The sequence below is a fragment of the Mesonia phycicola genome (assembly GCF_900141885.1).
GTDB lineage: Bacteria > Bacteroidota > Bacteroidia > Flavobacteriales > Flavobacteriaceae > Mesonia > Mesonia phycicola.
Genome location: NZ_FQYY01000005.1, coordinates 344601 through 370421 on the forward strand (window position 1 = coordinate 344601; position 25821 = coordinate 370421).

Sequence of the window (25821 nt, forward strand, 5' to 3'; positions counted from 1 at the left end):
AATTAGTTATTATCTGAATATCCAACTGCTTCTCCTAAAAGGGTTGCTGTGGTACAGTCATTAATTTTTACATTTACAAAATCTCCTATCTTATAATTTTCTTTCGGAAAAATAACAGTGCTGCTTTGTGAGTTTCTTCCGCTCCAATGTAGATTAGATTTTTTAGATTCTCTTTCTACAAGCACTTCTACTACTTTACCAATTTGTTGTGTTGCTCTATGGCGAGAGTGTATTTGTTGTAAATCAATTACTTCTTGTAATCTTCTTTTTTTAATTTTTTCTGGTATATCGTCTTCAAACTTTCTTCCTGCTAGGGTTCCTGGTCTTTCAGAATAAGCAAACATAAATCCGAAAGAATATTTTACATACTCCATAAGAGAGAGTGTGTCTTGGTGATCTTCTTCTGTTTCTGTAGGGAAGCCAGTAATCATATCTTGAGAGATAGCGCAATCAGGAATAATTTTCTTGATATTATCTATTAACTCAAAATACTCTTCTCTTGTATGCAAACGATTCATTTTTTTTAAAATTCGGTTGCTACCGCTTTGTACTGGTAAATGAATGTGATTACAAATGTTTTTGTATTTAGCCATTGTTTCAATTACATCTAATGTCATGTCTTGCGGATTAGATGTAGAAAAACGAACACGCATTTTAGGTTGTGATTTAGTAACCATTTCTAGTAATTGAGCAAAGCCTACAGAGGTTGCTTTTTGCATTTCTGTAGCTTTTTCAAAATCTTTTTTAAGTCCGCCGCCATACCATAAATAGCTATCTACATTTTGGCCAAGTAATGTTACTTCTTTGTAGCCTTTGTTAGCTAAATCTTCTACCTCTTGCAAAATACTTTGTGGGTTACGGCTACGTTCTCTACCGCGAGTAAAAGGTACAACGCAAAAAGTACACATATTGTCACAGCCTCGTGTAATAGAGACTAAAGCAGAAACTCCATTAGATTGTAAACGTACAGGAGATATGTCTCCATAGGTTTCTTCTTTAGACAGAATTACATTTACAGCATTTCTACCTTCATCTATTTCTTCAATTAAATTGGGTAAATCTTTATAAGCATCTGGGCCTACTACTAAATCTACTATTTTTTCTTCTTCTAGAAATTTTTCTTTTAATCGTTCTGCCATACAACCTAGCACCCCTACTTTCATTTTAGGGTTAGTTCGTTTTACAGCATTATATTTTTCAAGACGTTTTCTAACAGTTAACTCTGCTTTGTCTCTAATTGAGCAGGTATTTACTAATACTAGATCTGCGTCTTCTAAAGTTTGCGTAGTGTTAAAACCTTCTTTTGCTAAAATGGAAGCTACAATTTCACTGTCACTAAAATTCATTTGGCAACCGTAACTTTCTATAAAAAGTTTACGACCATTTTCTTTAATTGGTTCCATCGCTAAAGCGCTTCCTTGTTTTTTTTCGTCAATTACCTTCTCCATAAAACTCAAGGTTCAATTTATTATGAGCTGCAAAGATACATCTAAAACAAAACTCTGACAAACTGACAGAATTAAGATTTAATATTATTATATATAGTAATAATAGAAATTGCTTGAACTTCTATTCTTGTCTTGTTTATAATGAAGAAAAACTCTTTCTTTGGTTGCTCTAAATTAATTAGTTTATAATGAAGTTACATCAGTTAAAAGAAAAAATTAATACCTCTGCGTCTTTAGATTTTGGAGAAATTTTTGGTGAATCTATAGATCTCTTTAAAAAAGTATGGGTGCAGGGTTTGGTGGTTGTAATTTTAAGTATGGTACTTTTAGTGCCTGCTTATTTTTTATTATATGTGCCATTTATTTCTTTAGGTGTAGTAAATCCAGAAGCTTTTGAGCAAGGTGCAAATCCTGGTTTTTTAATGCTTTTAGTTTTGTTTGTTTCGGTACTATTCTTTGTGTTTTATGCGTTAATGGTGACATTTGCTTTAAGGGCCGCTTTTTATAGAATATGTAGAAAAGAAGATTTGGGCTTAAATGAGTCTGAAAACTATTTTTACTTTTTTAAAGGAAAATATTTATTAAAGATTTTAAAGTTATCTATGGCGGTAGCTTTAATTTGTGTGGTAGCTATGTCTTTATGTTTTTTACCTTTATTTTATGTGAGTGTACCTATTTCTTTTGTTTCTGTGGTATTCGCATTTAATCCAGAGCTATCTTTTTCTGAAATTATAAAGGTGTCTTTCTCTATAGGAAATAAAAAGTGGTTGCTAGCTTTTGCATTAACTTTAGTAGCAGGTTTTTTAGCTGAAATAGTGGGAATGATTCTTTGCTTTATAGGTATTTTTGCAACAGCTTCTTTTGCGATGTTACCTAATTATATTATTTATAAAAAAACGGTAGGTTTTGAAGATCCTAATCCAGAGGTTAGAATAGATAAAAATATACTCTTTCCGCAAAAATAAATAGTCAACTTTTAGTGTATTTTGAGTTGCTTTTCTTTTAAATAAATACGATTTTCTGTATTTGAAAAGTTAAATAAAAAAATTCTTCTACTTTTGCAATCAATAAATTATTGATTTATGGCGAAGAATTTAGTGATTGTAGAGTCACCTGCTAAGGCAAAAACCATTGAAAAGTTTTTAGGTAAAGATTATAAAGTAGAGTCTAGTTTTGGGCATATTGCAGATCTCCCTACTAAAGAGCTTGGCGTAGATGTAGATGGGGATTTTAAACCCAAATACGTTGTAAGTAAAGACAAGAAAGATGTAGTGAGAAAGTTAAAAAATCTTGCTAAAAACTCAGAAATGGTATGGTTAGCAAGTGATGAAGACCGCGAGGGAGAGGCTATTGCCTGGCATCTAGCGGAAGAATTAGACTTGAAAAAAGAAAAGACTAAACGAATTGTTTTTCATGAAATCACTAAAACAGCCATTCTAAAAGCAATTGATAACCCTAGAGGTATTAATTACAATCTTGTTAATGCTCAGCAAGCAAGAAGAATTTTAGATAGATTAGTAGGTTATGAGCTTTCACCAGTACTTTGGAGAAAAGTAAAAGGAGGTTTATCTGCCGGTAGAGTACAATCTGTATCTGTAAGGTTAATTGTAGAGCGTGAAAGAGAGATATTAGAGTTTGATACTAAAGGTAGTTATAGAATTGATGCAGAATTTTCTACTGCAGATAACAAGTCTTTTAAAGCAAAACTGCCCAAAAACTTTGATACAAAAGAAGAGGCAGAAAAATTTCTTCAACAAAATGTAGGTGCAAATTTTTCAGTAGCAGATTTAACAAAAAAACCAGCTAAAAAATCTCCAGCTGCACCATTTACCACATCAACACTTCAGCAAGAAGCGGCAAGAAAACTCTATTTTTCTGTTAGTAAAACTATGAATATGGCTCAGCGTCTTTATGAGGCAGGGCATATTACATATATGAGAACAGATAGTGTAAACCTTTCAGACGAGGCTAAACAAGGGGCTGCACATGAAATTAACCATGCGTATGGAGAAAAATATTTACAGGCAAGAAATTATAAAGGTAAAGCTAAGGGGGCTCAAGAGGCTCACGAAGCAATAAGACCAACCCATTTTGAAAATCATACAGTCAACGCAGAGAGAGATCAGCAGCGTTTGTATGAGTTAATTTGGAAACGTGCTATAGCCTCACAAATGAGTGATGCGCAATTAGAACGAACCAACGTAAAGATAGAAGCAGATAAACACGATAAACAATTTACAGCTAACGGTGAGATTTTAAAATTTGATGGTTTCTTAAAAGTTTATTTAGAAGGTACAGATGAAGAAGAAGAGGAGCAGGCAGGTTTATTGCCAGCAATGAAGGTGAAAGATTCTCTTAAAAACAAATACATTACCGCAACAGAACGCTTTACAAGACCGCCTTCAAGATATACAGAAGCTTCGTTAGTTAAGAAGTTGGAAGAATTGGGGATTGGTAGACCGTCTACTTATGCGCCAACTATTTCTACAATTCAAAATAGAAAATATATAGAAAAAGGTTCTATAGATGGTAAAGAGCGTGAATATTTAAAATTCACGTTGAAAAATAATAAAATTTCAGAAAAAACCCTTTCTGAAATGGTAGGTAGTGATAAAGGTAAACTTATTCCTACAGATGTAGGGATGGTAGTAAACGATTTTCTAGTGCAGCACTTTAGTAAAATTCTAGATTATAATTTTACAGCAAAAGTAGAGCAAGATTTTGATGATATTGCTGAAGGTAATGAAAAATGGACAGAAATGATGTCTGATTTTTATAGTGAGTTTCATCCAACAGTAAAAGATGTTGCAGAAAATGCAGAGAGAGAAGTAGGAGAACGTGTTTTAGGTACAGACCCAAAATCTGGTAAACCTGTTAGTGCTCGTTTAGGTAAATTTGGGCCAATGGTTCAGATTGGTTCTGTAGAAGATGAAGAAAAGCCTTTATTTGCAAGTCTAGGGCCAGATCAAACCTTAAGTAATATTACTTTTGAGCAAGCAATGGATTTGTTTAAATTGCCAAAAGAAATAGGAGAATATGAAGATGAGAAAGTAGAAGTTAATAATGGTAGATTTGGACCTTATGTAAGATATGGTAAAAAATATGTTTCATTAGATAAAGGGGAAGATCCGCTAGATGTAACTTTTGAAAGAGCTTTAGAATTAATCAAAGCAAAAGAAAAAGCAGATGCCCCTATTTATGAATATGAGGGCAAGGGTGTGCAAAAAGGAGTAGGTAGATTTGGGCCTTATTTAAAGTGGAATAATATTTTTATTAATGTAAATAAAAAATACGATTTTGATAACCTTTCTGAAGATGATATTGTAGAGTTAATTGAAGATAAGAAAAGAAAAGAAATTGAAAAAGTAATTCATAATTGGGAAGAAGAAGGTATTCGTGTAGAGAAGGCAAGATGGGGAAGAAGCAAAATTCTAAAAGGTAAAACTAAGATAGAATTGCCTAAAACGGTAGATGCGCAAAAGTTAACTTTAGATGAGGTAAAGGCAATTATAGAAAAGAATGCTCCCAAAAAGAAGGTTGCCAAAAAAACAACAGCTAAGAAAACAACAACGAGAAAGAAAACTACAAAAAAGTAATTGTCTATGAGTTTTGAGTTTCTTCGTCCAATTTCACAAGAATTGGTAGAAAGCATTACTTCTTTGCATAAAGCTACTTTAGGTAAAAAAGTGATGTTGTATTCAGAAGGTAATTTCCCTGATTTATCTAATGTAAAAATAGCAATTGTTGGAGTTATTGAAGATAGAAGAAGTGTAAAGTCAGAAAAAATTCCGTTTAATTATGATTATATAAGAAAACAACTTTATAAGTTGTATGAGGGGAATTGGAATGAGCAAATAGCAGATTTAGGAGATATTTACCCAGGAGAAACCGTAGAAGATACTTATTTTCTCTTAAAATCTGTAACTGAAGATCTTGTAAATAGAAGTATATTGCCAATTATATTAGGGGGTAGTCAAGATTTAGTATATGCTCAATACCGTGCTTATGATAATTATGGGCAAATGGTTAATTTAGTTAATGTAGATGCGCAGTTTGATTTAGGAGATACAGAGCAGGCATTATGTAATAAATCTTATGTAGGTAAAATGGTGGTAAATGAACCTTACAACCTTTTTAATTATGCTAATATTGGTTATCAAACTTACTTTAATGCGCAAGAAGAAATAAATTTAATAGATAAACTTTTTTTTGAAGCATATAGGCTTGGGGTAATATCAAATGATATATCTTTAGCCGAACCTGTAATGAGAGATGCAAATCTTGTAACTTTAGATGTTACTTCGGTAGCAGTAGCAAGTGTGAACCCAGCAATGCCCAATGGTTTTACAGGAAAAGAAATATGTGCATTGGCAAGGTATGCAGGTATAAGTGATAAAGTAAGTTCTTTTGGCTTGTATGAAATTCAAGATTTAGATTTAACTGAAAATAGCGCAATGCTAGCAGCTCAAATCATATGGTATTTCATAGAAGGAGTAAATTTTAGAAAAAAAGAATATAATAATTCTTTTTTGAGAGATTTTACTAAATTTACAGTTCCTATAGAGGATGAATACTTGATTTTCTATAGAAGTGAGCTTTCAGGAAGATGGTGGGTAGAAATACCAAATTCAGAAAGTTTTAACAATAAATTAAATAAACAATCGTTATTGCCTTGTAGTCATCAGGATTATTTAGATGCTTGTAATCAGATAATTCCAGAAAGATGGTTTAAAGCATATAGAAAGAACCAAATTTAAATTTGTGATTTTTTTAAGCTTTTTTTAAAATAAATTTCTTAAAAAATTGTTTTTTAGGAAATAAATAAATAGGTTTACGCCCTTAAATTAAGATCACCTTAACCAGAAATATTATGAAGAAAGTATTTTTAATTGTTGCAATAGTCTCTTTTTTAGCTAGTTGTAATAGTGGAACTCAAGGACAGTTAGTCGGTTCTAAAGGAAAAAAATGGCATCCAGTAAAGCCTTACGGGATGACAGAGGTTCCTGGAGGTTCATTTATCATGGGTAAATCTGATGATGATATTGCGGGTCTTAATAATGCTCCTACCAAAACGGTAACTGTACGTGCATTTTATATGGACGAAACAGAGATTACTAACTCAGAGTATAGACAGTTTGTTCACTGGGTAAGAGATTCTATCGTTAGACAAAAATTAGCAGAAGCTGCAGAGTTTGGTGGTGGCGATGGAGATGCAGATGGAGGTAATGGTGCTTCTATCCAAGATTACGCATTTAAAGGTTCTGAGCAAGGTGGAAGAAACGGAGGAGATGATGGAGAGTCTAATGAAACTCCATACCAACAGTATTCTATCCATTATGATCCTAATAACCAAAGATTAAATTGGGAGCCAGAAATTTTATGGGCTACTGCAGAATATCCAGATCAAGATTATGTAGCGGTAATGGATGAAATTTATTTACCAACAGATCAGTCATACAATGGTCAAAGATTAATGGATGTTACTAAGTTTGAGTATAGCTACAAAACTATGGATATTGAAGCTGCAGCTCGTTCTAACGGAGATAGATCTAAGTTTATAAGAGAGCAGAAAGTTCAAGTATATCCAGATACTACAGTTTGGATTAAAGATTTCAATTATTCGTACAATGAGCCAATGCATAATGATTACTTCTGGCACGCTGCTTATGATGATTATCCTGTAGTAGGTGTTAGCTGGATGCAGGCTAAAGCATTTTGTGATTGGAGAACATTAATACATAATGGTTATAGAAGAGAAAAAGGAGAGCCAGATGTAAATACGTACCGTTTGCCTTCTGAGCCAGAGTGGGAATATGCTGCTCGTGGTGGTTTAGAGTCTGCAACTTACCCTTGGGGTGGTCCTTACGCTAAAAATGACAGAGGTTGTTTCTTGGCAAATTTTAAGCCTTTAAGAGGTGACTATGCAGGAGATAATTCTTTATATACTGTAGAGGCAGATTCTTACGAGCCTAATGACTACAACTTGTATAATATGGCAGGTAATGTTTCAGAATGGGTGAATTCTTCTTATGATGCTGCTTCTTATGAGTATTATTCTTCTATGAATCCTAACGTGAATGATGAAGATAATAAACGTAAAGTTGTAAGAGGTGGATCTTGGAAAGATGTTGCTTATTTCTTACAAGTAAGTTCTAGAGATTATGAATATGCAGATTCAGCTAGAAGTTATATTGGTTTTAGAACCGTACAAGATTACTTAGGGAATGAGGTGAATTTAAACCAACCTCCTAGATAATAAATTATGCTGAGGAGATAGCATTAAAATCTCAATTAATTTTAACTTAACTTAACTTATTTAACTAAATTTTTTATTATGGCAAAGTCAAAAAAAGGAAAAAAAATTATGAATATGGTCTACGGTCTTGGAGCGGCTGTTGTAATTTTAGGAGCATTATTTAAAATTATGCACTGGCCAGGTGCGGGACCAATGTTAATTGCAGGTTTATTAGTAGAAGCGTTAGTATTTGCTATTTCTGCTTTTGAGCCAGTAGATGATGAGTTAGACTGGTCATTAGTTTATCCTGAATTAGCTGGAGGAGCAAGTTCTCCAAAAGCAGCAAAAACTCAACAAGAAGTTAAAGAAGTAGAAGTTTCTTTATCTAAAAAATTAGATTCTATGTTGAAAGAAGCTAAAATTGATGGAGCATTAATGTCAAGTTTAGGAGAGAGCATTAAAAACTTTGAAGGTGCAGCAAAAGGGATTGCTCCAACTGCTGATGCAATGACATCTCAAAAGAAATATAGTGAAGAAATGACTTTAGCTGCTTCTCAAATGGAGTCTCTAAATAATCTTTATAAAGTACAAGTTGAATCAGCAAGTAAGCAGGCAGAAGTAAATCAAGCTGTAGCAGATAATGCTGTTAAACTTAAAGTAGAAATGGAATCTTTAACTTCTAATTTATCTTCTTTAAATAATGTTTACGGAGGTATGTTAACTGCAATGAGACCTACTCAAGCCTAATCTTAAATTAATCTATAAAAATATAATTACTTAAGATATGGCAGGAGGAAAACAGACCCCAAGACAGAAGATGGTAAACCTAATGTATTTGGTTTTCATCGCGATGATGGCATTAAACATGTCAAAAGAGGTTTTAACTGCATTTGGTTTAATTAATGAAAGTTTAGTTGAAGCAAACGAAAATGCAACTCAGAGAAACACTGCTTTTATGGCAGGTTTAGCAGAGAAAGCAGTAGAGCAGCCTAAAACTTATGTTCCTTTACAAGAAAAAGCGAAACAAGTTCAAACTATTTCTTCAAAATTAAATAATTACGTTGCAACACTTAAAGAAGGTGGTTTAGCTACTGTAGAAGATGCTAGTAATTATGAATTAATGGATAACTCTAGTTACTATGATGAAAAATTTTATCAGAGTAAAGTTACTAAAGAAGGAGCTGAATTTGTTGCAGAGGTAGATAACTACCGTGACCAAATGATAGCTTTATTAGGAGAGAATTATCCTGAAATTATTGCTGAAGTTAAAGATAAATTTTCAACAGATAAAGTTACCAATAGTAAAGGTGAAAAAATTGACTGGATCTATTATAATTTTGTAGGTTACCCATTAGTGGCTTCTATTACAAAATTTACTCAGATGCAAAACTCTATTAAGACAATTGAAAATGAAATATTTTCTAAAATGTTACAAGGAGAGCAAGCTAGTCAATTATCTATGAGTAACTATGAGGCAATTGTAGTTCCTACAAAAACAGCTTTCTTTAGTGGAGAGCAGTTTGAAGGTAAAGTTGTCTTAGGTCGTTTTGATAATACTTTAACTTTTGACAAAGTTATTGTAAATGAAAAAGAATTAGAAAACCAAACAGGGCAAGTAGAATTAAAATTTCCAGCTGGTAACGTAGGTCAGCAAGATATTACTGGTGAGTTACAGTTTAAAGAAGGAGATTCAATTGTATCTATTCCAATTAAAAGTTCTTATACTGTAATTCCAGAACCAAATTCTGCTGTTATTTCTGCAGATAAAATGAATGTTGTTTATCGTGGTGTTAAAAACCCAATGACAATTTCTATACCTGGAGTACCTTCAGTTAATGCTAATGCACCTGGATTAAGCTCTGCTGGTAAGGCAGGTAGTTATGTTATGGATGTAACTAACGTAAAGTCTAGAGAAGTTAAAATTAACGTTTCTGGTGAATTACCAGGAGGTAAAACTGTTTCTAGTAGCAAAGTATTTAGAATTAAAGAAATACCAAGACCTGTAGGGGTTTTAGGTGCTAAAGATGGTTCTAACGGTATTATTAGAATGAGTAGAAACCAAGTAGAGGTAAGTCCAGTAGGAGCTACTTTACCAGACTTTGATTTTGATTTAAAATTAAATGTATCTGGATTTAAGTTCCAGGTTACTGGTAAGCCAGCAGTGCAAGTAAGCGGAAATCGTTTAACTGGATCTGCTAAAGCTGCTTTAGCTGGAGCTAAGAGAGGTTCTACAGTTCAAATTTTTGATATTAAAGCAACAATTTCTGGAAATGGAGGTTATAAATTACCAAAAGTTGCTCCGCTTGTTATTGAATTAACTAACTAAGATTTAAAAGTAAAAGTGATGAAAAAGAGTTGTTTTTTAGCGTTTGTTTTATTTTCTGCAATATCTTCTTATGCGCAGTTAAATGTACTAAACGCAACCAAGCCAGAAGAAATAGGTAAGAAGAGTGCCGCTGTAATAGAGGCAGATAATGCAGATAAACCACTTCCTTATGGTTATGTAGGTGAAAGAGATATTTTATGGGCAAAAACGACTTGGGAGGAGATTGACTTAGATCAACGTGTTAATTTTCCCTTACTATATCCTTTAGATGAAATAGGAGGTCATAGAAGACCATTATTCAACCTTCTTGTGGAAGCAGTTACTGAAGATAGTATTACAGCTTACAGGGATTCTTACTTCAATCAAAAAATGTCTGTCGAGGATATTAAGCTTAACTTAGAAGCAAAAAGTATGAGTGAAGCTGGTTTAGCAGCAGAGAACTCTGGAGAGGTTGTAGAAGATTGGATGTATAACACGGCAGAAGCTGATGCAAATGCAGTACAAGCATATAGAATTAGAGGTTACTGGTATTTTGACAAACGTCAAGGTGAATTAAAGTATCGTTTATTGGCTATTGCACCTGTTGTTTATTCAGCACAAAACTTGTTACAAAAACAAGATAATCCTGATTTAGATATTGAAGCAGTAGAATTATTTTGGGTTTTTTATCCAGAAGTGAGAGAGATTTTACATGATAACTATGTTTTTAACGGAAAAAATTCTGCTAATCCTATTACTTTTGATCATCTTTTAAATTCTAGACGTTTTGATGCTACAATTTATAAAGAAGATAACGTTCAGGGAGATCGTGAAGTAGATGATTATATTTCTGATAACTCTTTAATGCAACTATTAGAATCTAATAGAATTAAAGAAACAATTAGAAATTTTGAATCTGACATGTGGAATTACTAAGTATTTCATCATTATAAAACTTAAACGCCCTTATTTTAAGGGCGTTTTTTTATGTAAAACTTTATGAAAGTTGATTATATAATTGTTGGTTTTGGTTTAGCAGGTTTATGTTTTGCAGATAAATTAAGAAAAGAAAATAAAAGCTTTGTAGTCTTTGATGATAATTCTCAAGATGCTTCATTAGTGGCTGGAGGAATGTATAATCCTGTTATTTTAAAGAGATTTACTTTAGCTTGGGAAGCAGATGTACAATTACAAAATGCTTTAAGTGTTTATAAAGATATAGAGACTTTGTTGGAAGAGAGCATTATTACGTCTAAGAATATTTTAAGAAGATTTAATTCTGTAGAAGAGCAAAATAACTGGTTTACCGCTAGTGATAATAATAGTTTATCACCCTTTTTAGATACTAAATTAGTTGCTTCAGCAAAAGGGATTAATTCTGAATTTTCTTTCGGTAGAGTAAATGGTACAGGTAGGTTAAATACTAATAAACTTATAAGTGCTTACAAGGCTTATTTACAATCAAAAAAGGTCTTTTTTACAGAACGTTTTAAATATGATTTATTAGTTACCAATACAAATTATAAAGACATAGAGTTTAATCATATTGTTTTTAGTGAAGGTTACGGTCTTCATAAAAATCCTTTGTTTAAAAACCTTGGGTTAGTTGGTAACAAGGGAGAGTATATAACTATTAAATGTGAAGGTTTAGACTTAGAAGAAATGCTTAAGTTTTCATTATTTATAATTCCTTTAGGTAATCATCTTTATAAAGTAGGAGCTACTTATAGCAATCAATTTAAAGATAATTTACCAACTGATTCAGCTAAAAAACAAATAGAAGCTAAGTTGAAGCAGGTGTTGCAAGTACCTTATGAGGTTGTAAAACATGAAGCAGGTATAAGACCAACTGTAAAAGATAGAAGACCTATTTTAGGTAGACATGCAGAGTATAGTAACTTCTTTATTAATAATGGTTATGGTAGTAGAGGGATTATAATTGCACCTTCTGCAGCAAATTGGTTATACAATTTTATTGAAAATAATCAACCTTTACCTAAAGAAGTGAATGTTACTCGGTTTTTTTAGTTTTTTTATAACTTAAAAATAAATTGATCCAAATGTTTCTTGATAGTCTCATAATGACTGGCATTAGTACTACTAATACAAAAATGATACTAAAAAAAGAGCCTAATAACCCTAGCCCTATAAAAAAATGTGCAATTATAAAAGTTGCAACAGCAAAAGCAACACCAATAGCATAACTCACATACATCGCTCCGTAAAAAAAAGAAGGTTCAATTTTATATTTAGTATGGCAATGGCTGCATCTTTCGTGCATATCTAGAACCTTACTAAGTTTATAAGGATTACTTTCTAAGTACATACTTTCTTCTTGACAAACTGGGCATACACCAGTAATCATGCTGTAAATTTTAGTTCCTTTAAGTAAGTTCATGGGATCATTTTTTTTCTACTACAAATTTAAGCATCTTTGCAGTTAATCTATGTAATTTTTGTTACACAAATGCTGAATATTCATAATTTATCCATCTCTTTTCAAGGAGAATATTTATTTGAAGAAATAACTTACCGTTTAGGTGCTGGTGACCGTATTGGTTTGGTAGGGAAAAATGGTGCAGGAAAATCTACTATGCTTAAAATACTAGCTGGAGATTTGCAACCAGATACAGGTCAAATTGCCAGAGAAAAAGATATTAGCCTAGGTTTTTTAAGGCAAGATATAGATTTTGTAGAAGGGAGAACTGTTTTAGAAGAAGCTTACGAAGCATTTGATAAGATTAAGGCTCTAGAAAAAAGATTAGAAGAAATTAATCAGCAATTAGTAGAACGTACAGATTACGAAAGTGAGTCTTACAATCAATTAATGATTGATTTAAATGATGTGCAACATCAATATGAAATTTTAGGTGGTTATAATTACCAAGGAGAAACAGAACGTATTTTATTAGGTTTAGGTTTTAAAAGAGAAGATTTTAATAAACAAACAGATACTTTTTCTGGAGGTTGGAGAATGAGAATAGAACTAGCAAAATTACTTTTGCAAAGTAATGATGTTTTATTACTCGATGAGCCAACTAACCACTTAGATATAGAAAGCATTATTTGGTTAGAAGGCTTTTTAAAAACATTTCCAGGTTCGGTAGTAATTGTTTCTCACGATAAAATGTTTTTAGATAACGTAACTAATAGAACTATAGAAATATCTCTTGGTAAAATTTACGATTACAATAAACCATATTCTACTTATTTAGTTTTACGTAAAGAGCGTAGAGAGCAGCAATTAGCTGCGCAAAAAAATCAGCAAAAAGAAATTGAACAAACAGAAAAACTAATTAGCAAATTTAGAGCAAAAGCAAGTAAAGCTTCTATGGCTCAATCTTTAATTAAAAAGTTAGATAAAGTTGATAGAATTGAAGTAGATGATGATGATAATGCTGTAATGACTTTAAAATTTCCATTATCAGTAAACCCAGGAAAGGTAGTTGTAGAGGCAGAGAATATTTCTAAAAGTTATGGAGATAAAAAAGTACTGCGCGGGGTAGATTTAATGATAGAAAGAAATACCAAAACTGCTTTTGTAGGGCAAAACGGTCAAGGGAAATCTACTTTAGCAAAAATTATTGTAGGAGAATTATCTCACGAAGGAAATATGAAACTAGGGCATAATGTGCAAATATCTTATTTTGCTCAAAACCAAGCGGAGTATTTAGATGGAAATAAAACCGTGCATCAAACTATGATTGATGCCGCTAACGAAACCAATAGAGCTAGAGTTAGAGATATTTTAGGATCTTTCTTATTTAGAGGAGAAGAAGTGGATAAATATGTAAAAGTATTATCTGGAGGTGAACGTAATAGATTAGCGCTTGCAAAAATGCTTTTACAGCCTTTTAATGTGTTGGTGATGGATGAGCCAACCAACCACTTAGACATTCAATCTAAAAATGTTTTAAAAGAAGCTCTTGCTAATTTTGAAGGAACTTTAATTTTAGTGTCTCACGATAGAGATTTTCTTCAAGGCTTAACCAAAACGGTTTATGAGTTTAAAGATCATCAAATTAAAGAGTTTTTAGGAGATATAGATTACTACCTAAAAGAGAGAAGTATTGAAGATTTAAGAGAGGCAGAAAAAAAGACTGTACAAAAAGAGACGAGTAAAGTTTCTCAAGGCTCTAATAAGCAATCTTACAAAGATCAGAAAAAATTAAAGTCACTTAATAATAAGTTAAGTAATGTAGAGTCTAACATTAATAAGTTAGAAAGAACTATAAAAGAAATAGATGCAGAGCTTGCGGCTAATTATGACGCTACAATGGCAAAGCCTAATTTTTTTGAAAATTACCAAGCTAAGAAAGATGAGCTATCTAAATTGATGGTAGAGTGGGAAAAAATTCATTTAGAGCTAGAAAATTACAGTTAAGAAAAGTATATGTTAGAACATTTTTTTCAATGTCCGTATTGTTGGGAAGAAATATCTATGTTGTTAGACCCATCAACAACGCAAACTTATGTTGAAGACTGTGAAGTGTGTTGTAACCCTATAAAAATACAGGCTAACTTTGAAGCTGGACAACTTATAAGTTTTCAAGCAGAAAATTTAGAACAATAAAAAAGAGACCTATTAGGTCTCTTTTTTTATGTGTTTAGATATAAATTCTATCTTTTAAATGCTCTAGATAGTAAAGATATTACTAGTAAAACAATAAAAATATAGAAAATAATTTTTGCAATTTCTGCAGCTCCATCAGCAATTCCACCAAATCCGAAGATTGCTGCTACTAAAGCGATAATAAGAAAAATGACGATCCATCGTATCATAATAATTAATTTTTAGAGGTTAGTATAGTTTTTCTGTTGTTTTTAAATCCTCTAACTTGATTGTAAAGATTTATGTCTTTTTCACTCTTACGAATACAAGTTAAAAGCAAATCTTTCAAGTTAGTATAGTGTACTTCTGCAATTCTAGTGTTGGCAACTAAAATTTTCTCATCTGTTATTTGATGATTAGCGTAACTATATTGTAAAAAGGCAATTTTACGAGAGTAATCAATTACTACATTTTCTGCTTTAAAGTGTTTTTTTAAAATGTAACATGATAATTTATCAGAAGTTTTTTTAATAGAAGAAACCTCTGTAGAAAGAGAATTTTTTATTGTATTAATTCTCTCATTCTCATAATAAAACTCTTTTACTTTCATCTTTTTTTTCTTTAAAGATAATTGAAAGTGAAATTGTAAAACAATTAAAATGAGTAGTTTGGCTATTGTTTAACAGCTGTTCGGGTAGGTTCTTAAAAAATTTAAGAACCTGAGTTAATATTAATACTTGGTTTACCTCTTCTGTATTGGTTAGGTGAAATTTTAAATTTTTCTTTAAAAACTTTAGAAAAATAACTAGGATTAGATAAACCTATCTTTTCTGTAATCTCTCCAATGCTAAGCTCTGTTTCAATTAATAACTTTTTAGCTTTTTCAAGACGTAATTGCTGTATGTAGTTGTTTACAGTCTCTTTGTATAAATACTTAAACCCTTCTTGTAATTTATTAATATTAATACCTATAGAGTTGGCAAGTTCTTGTACAGTATAAGATGTAGAAAGGTCTTTACTTATTACTTCGGTAAGTTTTATAATTTTTTCAATCTCTTTTTTTCTTATTACAGATTGATTTTTGTTTAACTTTAAGTCATCTGCATATTGCTCTATTTGTACCGCTAATATGTCTAAAGCTTTAGCTTCTAATTTAATTGCTCTAAGAAAATCAGAAAATAAATCAGTATTAATTTCAGCAATAATATCTGCTGTTTGTAAGCTATAATTTCCTTGGTAATAAAATAGCTTTTTTGCTTTTACATCACAAAGTAATGGTTTTAATGGGTGGTTAAACTTTGCTAAACTACAGCTGTAATGTTTAGTAAACTCTTTTCTATTTATTTCTAAACTATTAATGTGTGCCTTTTTGTTAGCCTTAAACTGAATTATATGTCCATTAAATGCGCTACTTGCTACAAGTACATTTTGGTAAGCATAAATAGTGTTAGGTTGCTCTAACTCTTCAAATGAATGCAGGATGCTTCCTTCACTACAAAAAATAAATTTTAATGGATGTATTTCACTTATAGAGAAATGAATTTCTAAGTCTTCTAAAAAAGTACAGTTGTATTCAATTACTCCTAAACCATTTCCTAAATTTAATCCTCTAATAAAGCCCTGACCGTAAGTAGAAGGAAGTTCTAAAACAAATTCATCACAATGTTCTACTATTTCACTCTTAAACTCTTTAGCAAGGTCGGTAATTACATCTTTTAATGGCAATGATTTAACGTGAATACTTTTCATTTAGGCTTTTGTGCTATTATTCGTGTGAAATGAGTTAACTAAGTAATGGTATTATTTTGAAATTTGGGGTTGCGTTTACACAAATTTTAACAAATTAATAGATTACATTTTATATATGAAGATAGCCTTGCTAGGTTCTAGTGAATTTGAAGTTAATACAAATGCTGAAAATTATTTACAAGAATACATACGTGAATTAGTAATAAGATTAATAGATAAAGGCCATCAGGTAACTTACTTTGGTTGCTACGGAAGCAAATTACCTTGTGAGGTGTATAGCTTAAATTTAGATTCTATAGATTGGAGTTACGATCATGATATTTCAGAAAATGTAAAGACTTATGCAGAAAAGCAGCATGCTTATTTTGAAATTTTTAAATACTTACAAGAATCAGATTTTGATTTGATTCATAATTTATCTGGAGAACAAATACCTGTTTTTACAGCACAGTTCTTAGATATACCAACCATTACTACACTTTTTGATAAGCCAAAAGGTTTATTGCAGAGCTCGGTAAAATTAAACCAGACTTCAAAAAATTACTATATAGCATTAGATCATGAAATTGCAAATAGTTGGATGGGGCATAGTAAAATAGATGAAATAATAGGTAGAGGTATTAATTATGAAAGTTACAGATTTAGTGTAAAAGCAGAAACTAATCAAGTAGTTTATTTAGGTAATATTATAGCCGATAATAATTTAGAAAATATTATTGATGCAGTGAGCCAAATGGGTTACGTATTAAAAATTTATGGAGAAATAGTAGATGAATATTATTATAGAAATTTTATCGAACCGCTTTTAAGTGATAGAGTAGAGTATTGTGGAGTTTTAAATCCCAAAGATTATGAAGCTTCTTTAAGTGCAGCACAAGTTTCTTTAGTAGCTTCTAAGCAATTTTATGGATATCAAAATTTAGTTATAGAGTCTTTAAGTACGGGTACACCAGTGGTGTTAATTGCAAAAGAATATCATATGTCTATTTTGCCAGAGTTTTGCGGAGTTCAAATTAAATTAGATGATGTAAGTATATTAAGAAAAGCATTAATTAGTGCTTCAAGAAAATCTAGGGAAGATTGCAGAACTTACGTAGAAGAAAATTTTAAATATTCTGATGTTGTAGAAAGCTATATCTCTTTCTATCATAAAGTGTTATCTAATTGATGTAAAATAAAAGTAAAAAAAGTGCAAATAAATTTGGTGGTTACTTTATAAAAGACGTATATTTGCAGTCCGAAACAACAAGGTCAGTGTTATGATCTGAAAGTTAGAAGCTAAGTTTGTTGTTAGGTTATTACATCGCGGGATAGAGCAGTAGGTAGCTCGTCGGGCTCATAACCCGAAGGTCACTGGTTCGAGTCCAGTTCCCGCTACTAGCAATGACAAGGCTTCACAGAAATGTGAAGCCTTTTTTTATAGACTGGGTACAACATTTCACATTTTTTCTTCAAGAATTTTAATTTGAAGAGAATTGATGTCAATTGTACTTATACCTTATTGTGGTTATAATTTCAGTTCGAAACGTGTTTTTGTATTGAGATTTAATTTCCTGAAAAGCGCCAAATCAGATTTTAATCGTTGCAAACCATACGCTTTCAAATCATATATTTTCTTCCGGCAACACTTTTTGTATTTACCCCCACCACATAATGGACATTCTTTATTGGGGTGGTATTTGATACCATTCATGGCCGTTTCCAATAAGGAAATAATATTTTTAAAATCAGATAGTCCAAATTCTTCTTGGTAAAATTGTGCGATACCATCAAAGTGGTGCTTGTATTCCCCATTTGCATAATACCCTGTCGATTCTTTATAATGATAATTGGCAAAAAAAGGATATATAACTTCTCTGTAAAACTCTTCAAAAACGATACCTCGCCCTTTTCTTTTCATTAGCTTATGCGGAATGTCCAAACAACATTCCCCTTTCTTGGAAATATGAAAGTCCCAATCTCTATTGATAATTTGAGTTTTCTCGATTACCATAGGAACGGTATATGGGTATTCAGCTTCGTTTATAAGAATTAGGATTTCAAAGTGCCCCCAAAGCTTATCACTTTTGTCTAAAATACTTATTTTGCCTTCAAGAGCTAAATATCCGGTTTTTGGGCTTACAACTTTCTCAAAGGCAAAATATTTGTCCAGAAAATTTTTAATATCAGTACTAAGGCCTTTTTTACCCATAGTTGAAGTAAGGTTTACTTTTAGAAGCGATTGGATACAAATCACGGCTATTCCTGTTGGGGTCAGGAAAGGTGTTAATTGTCAATACCAAGACACCCATATCATTTTGAACAGCTAGGTTGTTATCTACCAAATAGCGTTCCCAATCAAAGTTGTATTGGTAATATTTTCTTCCATCCTCATAATCGTGTATTTCTTTGCTTCGTTGCTCAAAATACTTGTCCTTTCTAAGTTGTGTTGTCACATTGTGACCTACAACTATGCCGCTGTTTTTTGCGTTACTTTGCATTTTAGGCGCAAGACTCGTATGAAGACTGCAAGTAGTAACTTCGCCTGATTCACCAATACCGGAGTAGAACCAATCCACTTGTTTGGAATGACCCAAATCTAATCCTGCTCTTGTATGTATGTCTTGAATACCATTATCTTCAAAAAACTCTTTAAGATCATTTTTTACGAAGTATGATATCATTGAGAAGGACTTTAAGGCATCTTTTACGGCTTTTAGCTTTACTATGCTTTTTCCGCCGAAATATACCATTAAACCATCGCCCTGTATGCGATGCACGTAGCCACCGCATAGGTTTACTGCAAATATTGATGCTCGGATGATACTTTCTGTAATCAACCTTACAGTTGCTTTTGTGAAATTGTTGAAGAGTTTAGTACTTTTCTTAACATCTATGAAGCCTGAAATTATCCAATGTTCTTCAACTAGGTCTGTACCCTTTAAGTGCGCAAAGTCTGGATGACTTCCCAACGGCTGATAATCAAAAGTCTCGGGCACACCCATCCCTTTCGCAAATAATTTCATTTCGTGGGATAGCTCTTGACCAGGAAGTTCGTTTCTCAACGATTTAAGGTATTCACGGTTGCTTTCCAACAAAGGTTCGCTTAATCCGTAGATTTTGTTTGATTTTGTAGGGTCGTTCTCGACCGCTTTTTTAATTACGTTTTTGTAGTCTTCAAATAAGTTCATTTAAGAGGTTATTTTAATTAATATGCAGGTTAAGGGTGCCGATAGCATAAATTGTACGATTAATAGGCGACAAGCCCACTTTAGTTTTTTGAATTTTGATTTCAAGCCTTGTGAAAGAACAAAAACTTGATTTCTCAAATCTTTTACATTCTCTTTTTTATCTTGCTTTTTTGAAAGCTCGAAAAATTCTTTTTTGTCTTTCTGAGCGATACTGGCGAAATAGTATAGCGATTCCACATCTGACTTAGGTGAGAAATAAGGCATACTTGCTAATGCCAGCAGTATGAGGCTGCCAACGCCAAATAGAATAATCGCTGCTAAAAATATTAAGAGCCATATTTCTTTATCAAAGAATTCCTGAATTTGGGTTAATAGCGTAATTGCACCACCTGTGATAAAGGTATTTATGGCAATATAAACTGCTGTTTTGTTGTTAACGCTATCGTAATAATGATCTAGGCGATTCACGGTATATTCCAATCTTTCTTTTTCCATAGAGAGTTAAATTATTAACTAGGCTGAATCCTAAGAACCAGCCTAGTTGATTACTTAATAGTCTTTGCAATGGCTGAAACAGCCGCAACAAAAGTTACCACAGTAAGAATTGTAGAAATAACTTTAGCGTTATTTCCTTTTAAATGTAAACAGGTGTCTTTTTCACAAAGACTCAACCTGTCATTTTGAAATGAATAATTCATAGTCAAAATTTAAATTTGCCCAAGTTCACAGCATTTGGGTTTCGCTGAAGCGTTACTTACTTTTATCGGTAACACCCTTAAATTTTCCGCCGCTGGTTTTTACATCCATAAATTTTCCTGAGTCGGAATCTCTTTTAACGTAAAGCCCAGTTTTGGGATTAAATACTTGGGAACGGTTTTTAACTGCCCCTTTTCTAGCATTGTCACCATACGGTTTGTTCTTTGCCATAACAGGTTTATTTTGAGTAATTAAACAAATATTTCTTGCCACCATTATGGTAGCGGATTATTACTCTAATTGAAAAGGGAAGATTATGTGTGAAGGACTTGTAAATACCGAAATAAACGGTATATTTGTTTCGCCAAAAACAAAGTCTTTACAGATAATATTCCAATCTTATCTTAAAGTAAATAATAGAGCTGATATCTTAGATGTCAGCTTTTTTTATAGTGCTTTTATAAATTCCATATACTTTTTTTCTTTAACAATACTACTCAATATTTCATCGACTGATAAGGCATTGACTCCATTAGTTGAGGCGCATTCCTTTATCACATCGTTTCTTTCCACAAGGCATCCATTTATTGTTTTGCAATAATAAATAGCTGCAAAATCCATAATGTGCAACCCGTTGAACTTTATACTTTCCTTACAAGAGAACTTAAAAAAATCGCCTTCCAGCGAGTATGTTTTTATTTTACCTTCTTCGACCAAGCGTTTCAGACGATTTTGTTCTACATAATCATAACAAGGTGATTCAAGTGCCATTTCAGTTACATAAAAACAATCTGTTGAATTGTCCAATATCCTTAGACTATCCAAGAGAAGCAATAATTCTATGTCACTGAATATATACATCTAGTTTCTCATAAAGTTTTTACCACCAAACCTAGCTTTAATATCTTTTACTGTCATATTTGACAGTTCCGCCGCCCTTGTATGGGAAAGTAAAGATTTACCTTCTCTATTATCGATATTCAATCCTTTTGCCAATAGGCTGAAAAATCGTTTTGGTTTTTCTACACCGCGATACTCGCCAAAAGAGGTTTCATTTTCTCGCCATTGGTCATAGTTCTCTTTCCAAGAGTGATAAGTGTCCCAATTGATAATGCCGAGAGTTAGGGCGCGCATTATAATAGCCCAAATGGATATGCCATAGGCAGATTTAATGCTCTTTAGTTCTTCTAGTGTGATACCGTTTCTTTGATTATTGAAGTGGTCAAACAGGACATCTTCAAAAAGCAACATTGCACCTGCAAAGTGATTGCAAAAACGTTCAATCTTATTGTGGTCGTCAATGTCAAAGTCAAGTATCAGGTGGGCCAACTCGTGCAAAGTTGTAAAGCGCCTTCGTGCAACGTATGGATTTACAGCGTTGAGTACGATAATTGGTACTTCTCCAGCCCAACCAGAAAAAGCAACAAAGCTATTAGGTTTTTCTACCTCAAATATTTTGATACCCTTGTTTTCCAATAGGTGGATAACATCGTATATAGGGTTTTTTCCAAGTTTCCATTTTTTGCGAATAACCTTGACTGCATCTTCAATATCATCACCATTGGTTATCACAATATCTTCAACTGGATTTTTGAACTTGATTTTATCGTCCATTATGTTTTCAAGCTCAATGATGTTGAAGAAATCATTTGAAATGGTTTCTATGATTTCATTTTCAAAAATTTTGTGTGAGTCTTGCTTTTCCCTATATTCAATATTAGTCATCGAGAATGCAGACTTGTTGGTCGGATTGTATTCTAAGTTTGTGCTTTCAGTATTTATTATATCGAAGGGTTTCAAATTTAAAACTTTAGAAAAGCGTATTAAATGATTGGTTTTCATTTCTCGTTTTCCTTCTTCAAACTTTTGGATATATGAAACTGAAAATCCTGTGTAATCAGCAAATTCTTGCTGGGATAGCCCTGCATCTTGCCTTAACTGTTTTATTCTTTTTCCAAGTCCCATTTTTTAAACGTGTTAGTTCAATATTTTTACAAATATACGAAAAATTTATTACACACACAAAAATGTAAAATTTTATTTAATTGTGTGTTTTTTGAATAATTTTGTTGATTTTTTCATTTTAAAATGTCCCAAAAAAAGTATATTTTTGGGACAAATTAAAACAGTGAAGTCTGTAAAAGAAAAAATAAAGAGCGATATCCAACTTGGAAATAAAGGTAAGATAGTGTTGCCATCAGACTTTGAAATAAAGTATGGGGTAGAAAACACTAAAAAATCCTTATTGCGCCTTACCAATGAAGGGTTTTTAGAACGTTTAGCACGTGGTATTTATCTATACCCTGAAAGAGATGAGTTATTGGGTGTACTGTATCCGGATATCGAAACTATCGCAGAAGAAATTGCACTGCGTGATAACGCTCGCATTATTCCGACTGGACTACAAGCTTTGAATTTACTAGGGCTTTCAACACAAGTTCCATTGAATGTGGTTTTTTTAACCGATGGTTCGCCTCGCACCATTAAAATTGGTAAGAGAAAAATAAAATTCAAAAAAGCTAGCCCAAAAAATTTAGCTGCCAAGGGTAGGTTGAGCGGTCTTGCAATACAGGCATTAAAAGAGATTGGAAAAGAAAAAGTAACCAAAGAAAAAATTGCCAAAATTAAAGAACAACTTAAAAAGGAAGAACCGGAATTTTTATATCACGATATGAAGCTTGCTCCATCTTGGATTGCAAACATTTTTGGTGATTTACTGATGTATTATTATGAGTGATTTTTTACAATTTGATAATGATAGAAAGGCATTAATTTTTAGTCAGACTGCTGTTAGAACAGGTCTTCCATCCTATGCGGTAGAAAAAGATTGGTGGGTTACGGAAATTATGAGGATAGTTTTCTCACTTCCCTATGCTGAAGCTTTTGTGTTTAAGGGAGGTACTTCTTTAAGTAAGGGGTATAATTTGATAAGACGTTTTTCCGAAGACATTGATTTAGCGATTGATCGTACATTTTTTGATATGTCTGGTGAATTATCAAGAACCCAAATTAAGAAATTACGAAAGAAGAACTCTAAATTTATTAGTACAGAATTGATTGAGCACTTAACAGAAGAAATCGCACAGAAAGAACTTCCAATTACCTCTATTGGGGTGGAGCCATATGAAGCATCTGACACTGACCCGTTAAGAATTTATATTACGTATGAACCTCTGACGGAAAAGAACAAATATGTTACTCCGAGAATTTTACTTGAGATAAGCTGTAGATCATTGATAGAGCCTTTTGAAGAAGTGCCCATTAATTCTTTAGTGGATCAGGAATATCCAGATACGACATTTACCAATCCAACATTTCCAGTAAGAACAGTACAACCCCAACGAACATTTTTAGAAAAAGTTTTTTTGCTTCACGAGGAATGGCAAAAGGAAGTAATTAGAGTTGATCGTCTTAGCAGACACTTATATGACTTAGAACGCTTAATGGATACTAAGTTTGGCAAAAAAGCCTTGAATGATAAGGATTTGTATTTTCACATCATTGACCACAGAAGTAAATTCTCAGCTGTGAAAGGAGTAGATTATGAAGATCATCAGCCAAAGGCTATTTGCATTTTACCACCTGACAATGTTATTAAACATTACGAAGACGATTATAATGAGATGAAAGAAAGTATGTTCTCGGGTGATACCCTTTCTTGGAAAGAATTGACGGAAAGGCTTAATAAACTCCAGAAACAAATCCGAGAGTTAAAATGGTGATTTAAATTGTTCGGCAACTAGTCTTTACATCAAATAATTCTTTCCAATTAATAAAAATATAATGACACCATCAGAAAAATATGTAGCAGATTTATGTGAAAAATCTTTTTTACCATTTTGGAGTTTTCCCAACCCTTTAGGCAAGAAAGACAAAGAATTATGCGATGTGCTCGTTGTATGCGGTAGCACAATCCTTTTGATTTCTGTTAAAGATATTCAAGTATCTAGCCACAAAGATAAAAGCATCCAATACTCAAGATGGGTTAAAAAGGCTGTGGACGATTCAATTCAACAGCTTTATGGAGCAGAAAGATTCTTGAAAAATGTTGATGACGTAACATTAAAAAATCGGACCACAAAGGTTGCTCTACCAGATAGAAATGAACGAACCATTTATAGAATCGCTATTGCTTTTGGAAGTGATTATGATTTTCCATTGCCTATGGGAATGAATAATAGGGGTTTTGTACACATATTTGATGAACAATCAACAGCCACTATTGTCAGTGAACTTGACACAATAACAGATTTTACAAGATATCTAACAGTAAAAGAAAAATTTCTTAGTTCAAATCATATGTTACTTCCAGAGGAAACGGATTTTTTTGCCCTTTATATTCAGACAGGACTTGAGTTCGATTATCCAGTAGATTCAATTGCTGGTTCCGGTGGGCTTTGGGAAAGTTACATTAAGTCAGAAGATTATAGTGATTGGAGAAAAAGAATTGCACCTAGTTTTATTTGGGATTATATCCTAAACCAATTACACGCTTATCACATAAAAGATGAAACAAATGATCAGCAAATTCAAGATTTAGAAAATGCAATCCGAATAATAAGTCTAGAGGACAGAATACATAGAACTGAATTAGGTTTAGCTCTTGATGATGCTATTAAAAAAAAGTCAATTGGTAGAATGCTTCTACCACAGCCAGGTGCCAATCATATGTATGTATTTATGCCTCTAACACAAAAAAATTGGGAAGGAAAAGAGAGAGAATTAGAGTTGAGATGCATTGTCGCTCGATACTTAAACCCATCTGTAAATACAGTTATTGGACTAGCTTTTGGATCCAACGGAAAGGATGAGAGCGTCTATGATATTTGTTACCACTATATTCCTGAGGTTTCTGATGATTTTGTCAAGCACGCCAAAGAGATTCAAAAAGAACTTGGATATTTCAAAAATTCTTTACAATCTAGTAATTCTGATTATTCATTGAAAGATTTTGATGGATTTGGAATTAATAAACAATAATTTCAGGTTTAGATTTAGCTAATCTGTATTAGTGTACTGTGTTTTAACTAAAAACACTTCCATTATTTAAAATACCGTTCAGCACATTGCTCCTCCATTCCGCGAAAAGCTACATTTTGGCAAAAGAGCTTCCCTGAAAAGTCTTGCACACCATCCCCAATTTCTTTTTTCCATTCCATTAACCCTTCCTATCCCGATAGCTATTGGGAATGGGAAGAAACACTGCATTCCCAATCCGAAATCGTGAAAGGAGTCCGCCCCATCGAAATTCCATTTAATCATTTTGGGTTGCTTCCTATGTTAGGATACTTCACAAGAGCCTTTTTGACCTACTTCCGCACTTTCACTGTCCCTCCCTTTTTTACTATGCAAAATACCAGTAATTGGAAGTTAGTCCAGATGGCATAAGCCAGTCATTCTTCCTTTTTATACATCTTCCCTAATTCCAATTCCTGAAAACGTATCAGCATCAAAAAAGGGAACAGCTCACAGCTCTATGGGAAGTAAATCAAAAAAATATCATTATGAAATCATTTCAAAACAACAAAATCGGAAGCGAAGTAAAAATCAAAAAGGAAAACGCTTCAGATATAATAAGTAAATCAATGTTTAACCTTTCTACACTAATGGTAGAATCTAAATTTTAATGTTATGAGTACGATCAAAAATCAAGTTCAATTAATCGG

25 protein-coding genes and 1 tRNA gene are annotated in these 25821 nt (G+C 32.6%); 15 read left to right on the forward strand and 11 right to left on the reverse strand.

Going from position 1 to position 25821, the window contains the following annotated elements; all coding sequences use genetic code 11:
- Positions 1-2 precede the first annotated feature (2 nt).
- On the reverse strand, positions 3-1448 hold the full coding sequence (gene miaB / locus BUC03_RS09515; protein WP_073150923.1) for a tRNA (N6-isopentenyl adenosine(37)-C2)-methylthiotransferase MiaB: 1446 nt from the start codon (positions 1446-1448) through the stop codon (positions 3-5).
- A 188-nt stretch (positions 1449-1636) separates the two neighbouring features.
- Between miaB and BUC03_RS09520 the strand changes: the two genes are divergently transcribed.
- The 8 genes from BUC03_RS09520 to BUC03_RS09555 all read left to right on the forward strand — a co-directional run bounded on the left by BUC03_RS09520 (position 1637) and on the right by BUC03_RS09555 (position 12016).
- Entirely contained in the window at positions 1637-2413 is a 777-nt protein-coding gene (locus BUC03_RS09520) for a hypothetical protein (protein ID WP_073150926.1), read from the forward strand.
- A gap of 117 nt (positions 2414-2530) precedes the next feature.
- Positions 2531-5044, forward strand: a complete 2514-nt coding sequence (gene topA, locus BUC03_RS09525; RefSeq protein WP_073150928.1) for a type I DNA topoisomerase — start codon at positions 2531-2533, stop codon at positions 5042-5044.
- A 6-nt stretch (positions 5045-5050) separates the two neighbouring features.
- A complete protein-coding gene (locus BUC03_RS09530) occupies positions 5051-6205 on the forward strand; it encodes a formimidoylglutamase (protein WP_073150931.1) in 1155 nt (384 codons plus the stop codon).
- 113 nt (positions 6206-6318) lie between these two features.
- Positions 6319-7704 (forward strand): T9SS ring complex lipoprotein PorK/GldK, encoded by a 1386-nt coding sequence (porK, locus tag BUC03_RS09535; protein WP_073150934.1) that lies wholly within the window; start codon positions 6319-6321, stop codon positions 7702-7704.
- 78 nt (positions 7705-7782) lie between these two features.
- On the forward strand, positions 7783-8430 hold the full coding sequence (porL, locus tag BUC03_RS09540) for a type IX secretion system motor protein PorL/GldL (RefSeq protein WP_073150936.1): 648 nt from the start codon (positions 7783-7785) through the stop codon (positions 8428-8430).
- 37 nt (positions 8431-8467) lie between these two features.
- On the forward strand, positions 8468-10009 hold the full coding sequence (gene porM, locus BUC03_RS09545) for a type IX secretion system motor protein PorM/GldM (RefSeq protein WP_073150939.1): 1542 nt from the start codon (positions 8468-8470) through the stop codon (positions 10007-10009).
- A gap of 18 nt (positions 10010-10027) precedes the next feature.
- Entirely contained in the window at positions 10028-10924 is an 897-nt protein-coding gene (gene porN, locus BUC03_RS09550; RefSeq protein ID WP_073150942.1) for a type IX secretion system ring subunit PorN/GldN, read from the forward strand.
- A 63-nt stretch (positions 10925-10987) separates the two neighbouring features.
- Positions 10988-12016 carry an NAD(P)/FAD-dependent oxidoreductase gene (locus BUC03_RS09555; protein ID WP_073150945.1) on the forward strand — a complete coding sequence of 343 codons (1029 nt, stop codon included), beginning with the start codon at positions 10988-10990 and terminating at the stop codon, positions 12014-12016.
- On the opposite strand, the gene BUC03_RS09560 is transcribed toward BUC03_RS09555, so the two are convergent.
- Positions 12000-12386 carry a DUF983 domain-containing protein gene (locus tag BUC03_RS09560; protein ID WP_073150948.1) on the reverse strand — a complete coding sequence of 129 codons (387 nt, stop codon included), beginning with the start codon at positions 12384-12386 and terminating at the stop codon, positions 12000-12002. The genes BUC03_RS09555 and BUC03_RS09560 overlap by 17 nt on opposite strands.
- Positions 12387-12455: 69 nt before the next feature.
- Between BUC03_RS09560 and BUC03_RS09565 the strand changes: the two genes are divergently transcribed.
- Positions 12456-14372 carry an ABC-F family ATP-binding cassette domain-containing protein gene (locus BUC03_RS09565; protein ID WP_073150950.1) on the forward strand — a complete coding sequence of 639 codons (1917 nt, stop codon included), beginning with the start codon at positions 12456-12458 and terminating at the stop codon, positions 14370-14372.
- 9 nt (positions 14373-14381) lie between these two features.
- The gene (locus BUC03_RS09570; RefSeq protein ID WP_073150953.1) at positions 14382-14561 is read left to right on the forward strand and encodes a CPXCG motif-containing cysteine-rich protein; all 180 of its coding nucleotides are present in this window, start codon (positions 14382-14384) and stop codon (positions 14559-14561) included.
- 47 nt (positions 14562-14608) lie between these two features.
- Here the strand turns inward: BUC03_RS09570 and BUC03_RS09575 are convergent, their stop codons facing one another.
- The 3 genes from BUC03_RS09575 to BUC03_RS09585 form a co-directional block, all read right to left on the reverse strand.
- The gene (locus BUC03_RS09575; protein ID WP_073150956.1) at positions 14609-14770 is read right to left on the reverse strand and encodes a DUF1328 domain-containing protein; all 162 of its coding nucleotides are present in this window, start codon (positions 14768-14770) and stop codon (positions 14609-14611) included.
- Between the two features lie 5 nt (positions 14771-14775).
- A complete protein-coding gene (locus BUC03_RS09580; RefSeq protein WP_073150959.1) occupies positions 14776-15150 on the reverse strand; it encodes a hypothetical protein in 375 nt (124 codons plus the stop codon).
- Positions 15151-15251: 101 nt separating this feature from the next.
- The gene (locus BUC03_RS09585) at positions 15252-16289 is read right to left on the reverse strand and encodes a helix-turn-helix domain-containing protein (protein ID WP_073150962.1); all 1038 of its coding nucleotides are present in this window, start codon (positions 16287-16289) and stop codon (positions 15252-15254) included.
- A gap of 115 nt (positions 16290-16404) precedes the next feature.
- Here BUC03_RS09585 and BUC03_RS09590 point away from each other — a divergent pair, with 115 nt between their 5' ends.
- Both BUC03_RS09590 and BUC03_RS09595 read left to right on the forward strand, forming a co-directional pair.
- Positions 16405-17457, forward strand: a complete 1053-nt coding sequence (locus BUC03_RS09590; RefSeq protein WP_073150965.1) for a glycosyltransferase family protein — start codon at positions 16405-16407, stop codon at positions 17455-17457.
- A gap of 136 nt (positions 17458-17593) precedes the next feature.
- Positions 17594-17666, forward strand: a tRNA-Met gene (locus BUC03_RS09595).
- A gap of 130 nt (positions 17667-17796) precedes the next feature.
- On the opposite strand, the gene BUC03_RS09600 is transcribed toward BUC03_RS09595, so the two are convergent.
- From BUC03_RS09600 to BUC03_RS09625, 6 genes are all read right to left on the reverse strand, one after another.
- A complete protein-coding gene (locus tag BUC03_RS09600) occupies positions 17797-18480 on the reverse strand; it encodes a hypothetical protein (RefSeq protein ID WP_073150967.1) in 684 nt (227 codons plus the stop codon).
- The gene (locus BUC03_RS09605) at positions 18473-19459 is read right to left on the reverse strand and encodes an adenylate/guanylate cyclase domain-containing protein (RefSeq protein WP_073150970.1); all 987 of its coding nucleotides are present in this window, start codon (positions 19457-19459) and stop codon (positions 18473-18475) included. The genes BUC03_RS09600 and BUC03_RS09605 overlap by 8 nt, the downstream gene beginning before the upstream one ends.
- Complete coding sequence (locus BUC03_RS09610) at positions 19460-19954, reverse strand: Pycsar system effector family protein (protein WP_073150972.1); 495 nt, start codon at positions 19952-19954, stop codon at positions 19460-19462. It abuts the gene before it with no gap.
- Positions 19955-20209: 255 nt separating this feature from the next.
- Positions 20210-20386 carry a hypothetical protein gene (locus BUC03_RS15295; RefSeq protein WP_200799133.1) on the reverse strand — a complete coding sequence of 59 codons (177 nt, stop codon included), beginning with the start codon at positions 20384-20386 and terminating at the stop codon, positions 20210-20212.
- Positions 20387-20602: 216 nt separating this feature from the next.
- A complete protein-coding gene (locus BUC03_RS09620) occupies positions 20603-20926 on the reverse strand; it encodes a hypothetical protein (protein ID WP_143159172.1) in 324 nt (107 codons plus the stop codon).
- 90 nt (positions 20927-21016) lie between these two features.
- The gene (locus tag BUC03_RS09625; protein ID WP_073150980.1) at positions 21017-22120 is read right to left on the reverse strand and encodes a helix-turn-helix domain-containing protein; all 1104 of its coding nucleotides are present in this window, start codon (positions 22118-22120) and stop codon (positions 21017-21019) included.
- Between the two features lie 145 nt (positions 22121-22265).
- Between BUC03_RS09625 and BUC03_RS09630 the strand changes: the two genes are divergently transcribed.
- From BUC03_RS09630 to BUC03_RS15300, 3 genes are all read left to right on the forward strand, one after another.
- A complete protein-coding gene (locus tag BUC03_RS09630; protein ID WP_234971616.1) occupies positions 22266-22892 on the forward strand; it encodes a DUF6088 family protein in 627 nt (208 codons plus the stop codon).
- Entirely contained in the window at positions 22885-23877 is a 993-nt protein-coding gene (locus tag BUC03_RS09635) for a nucleotidyl transferase AbiEii/AbiGii toxin family protein (protein ID WP_084112880.1), read from the forward strand. Before BUC03_RS09630 ends, BUC03_RS09635 begins: the two co-directional genes overlap by 8 nt.
- Positions 23878-23938: 61 nt before the next feature.
- Entirely contained in the window at positions 23939-25135 is a 1197-nt protein-coding gene (locus tag BUC03_RS15300; protein WP_073150986.1) for a hypothetical protein, read from the forward strand.
- Positions 25136-25821: the final 686 nt, after the last annotated feature.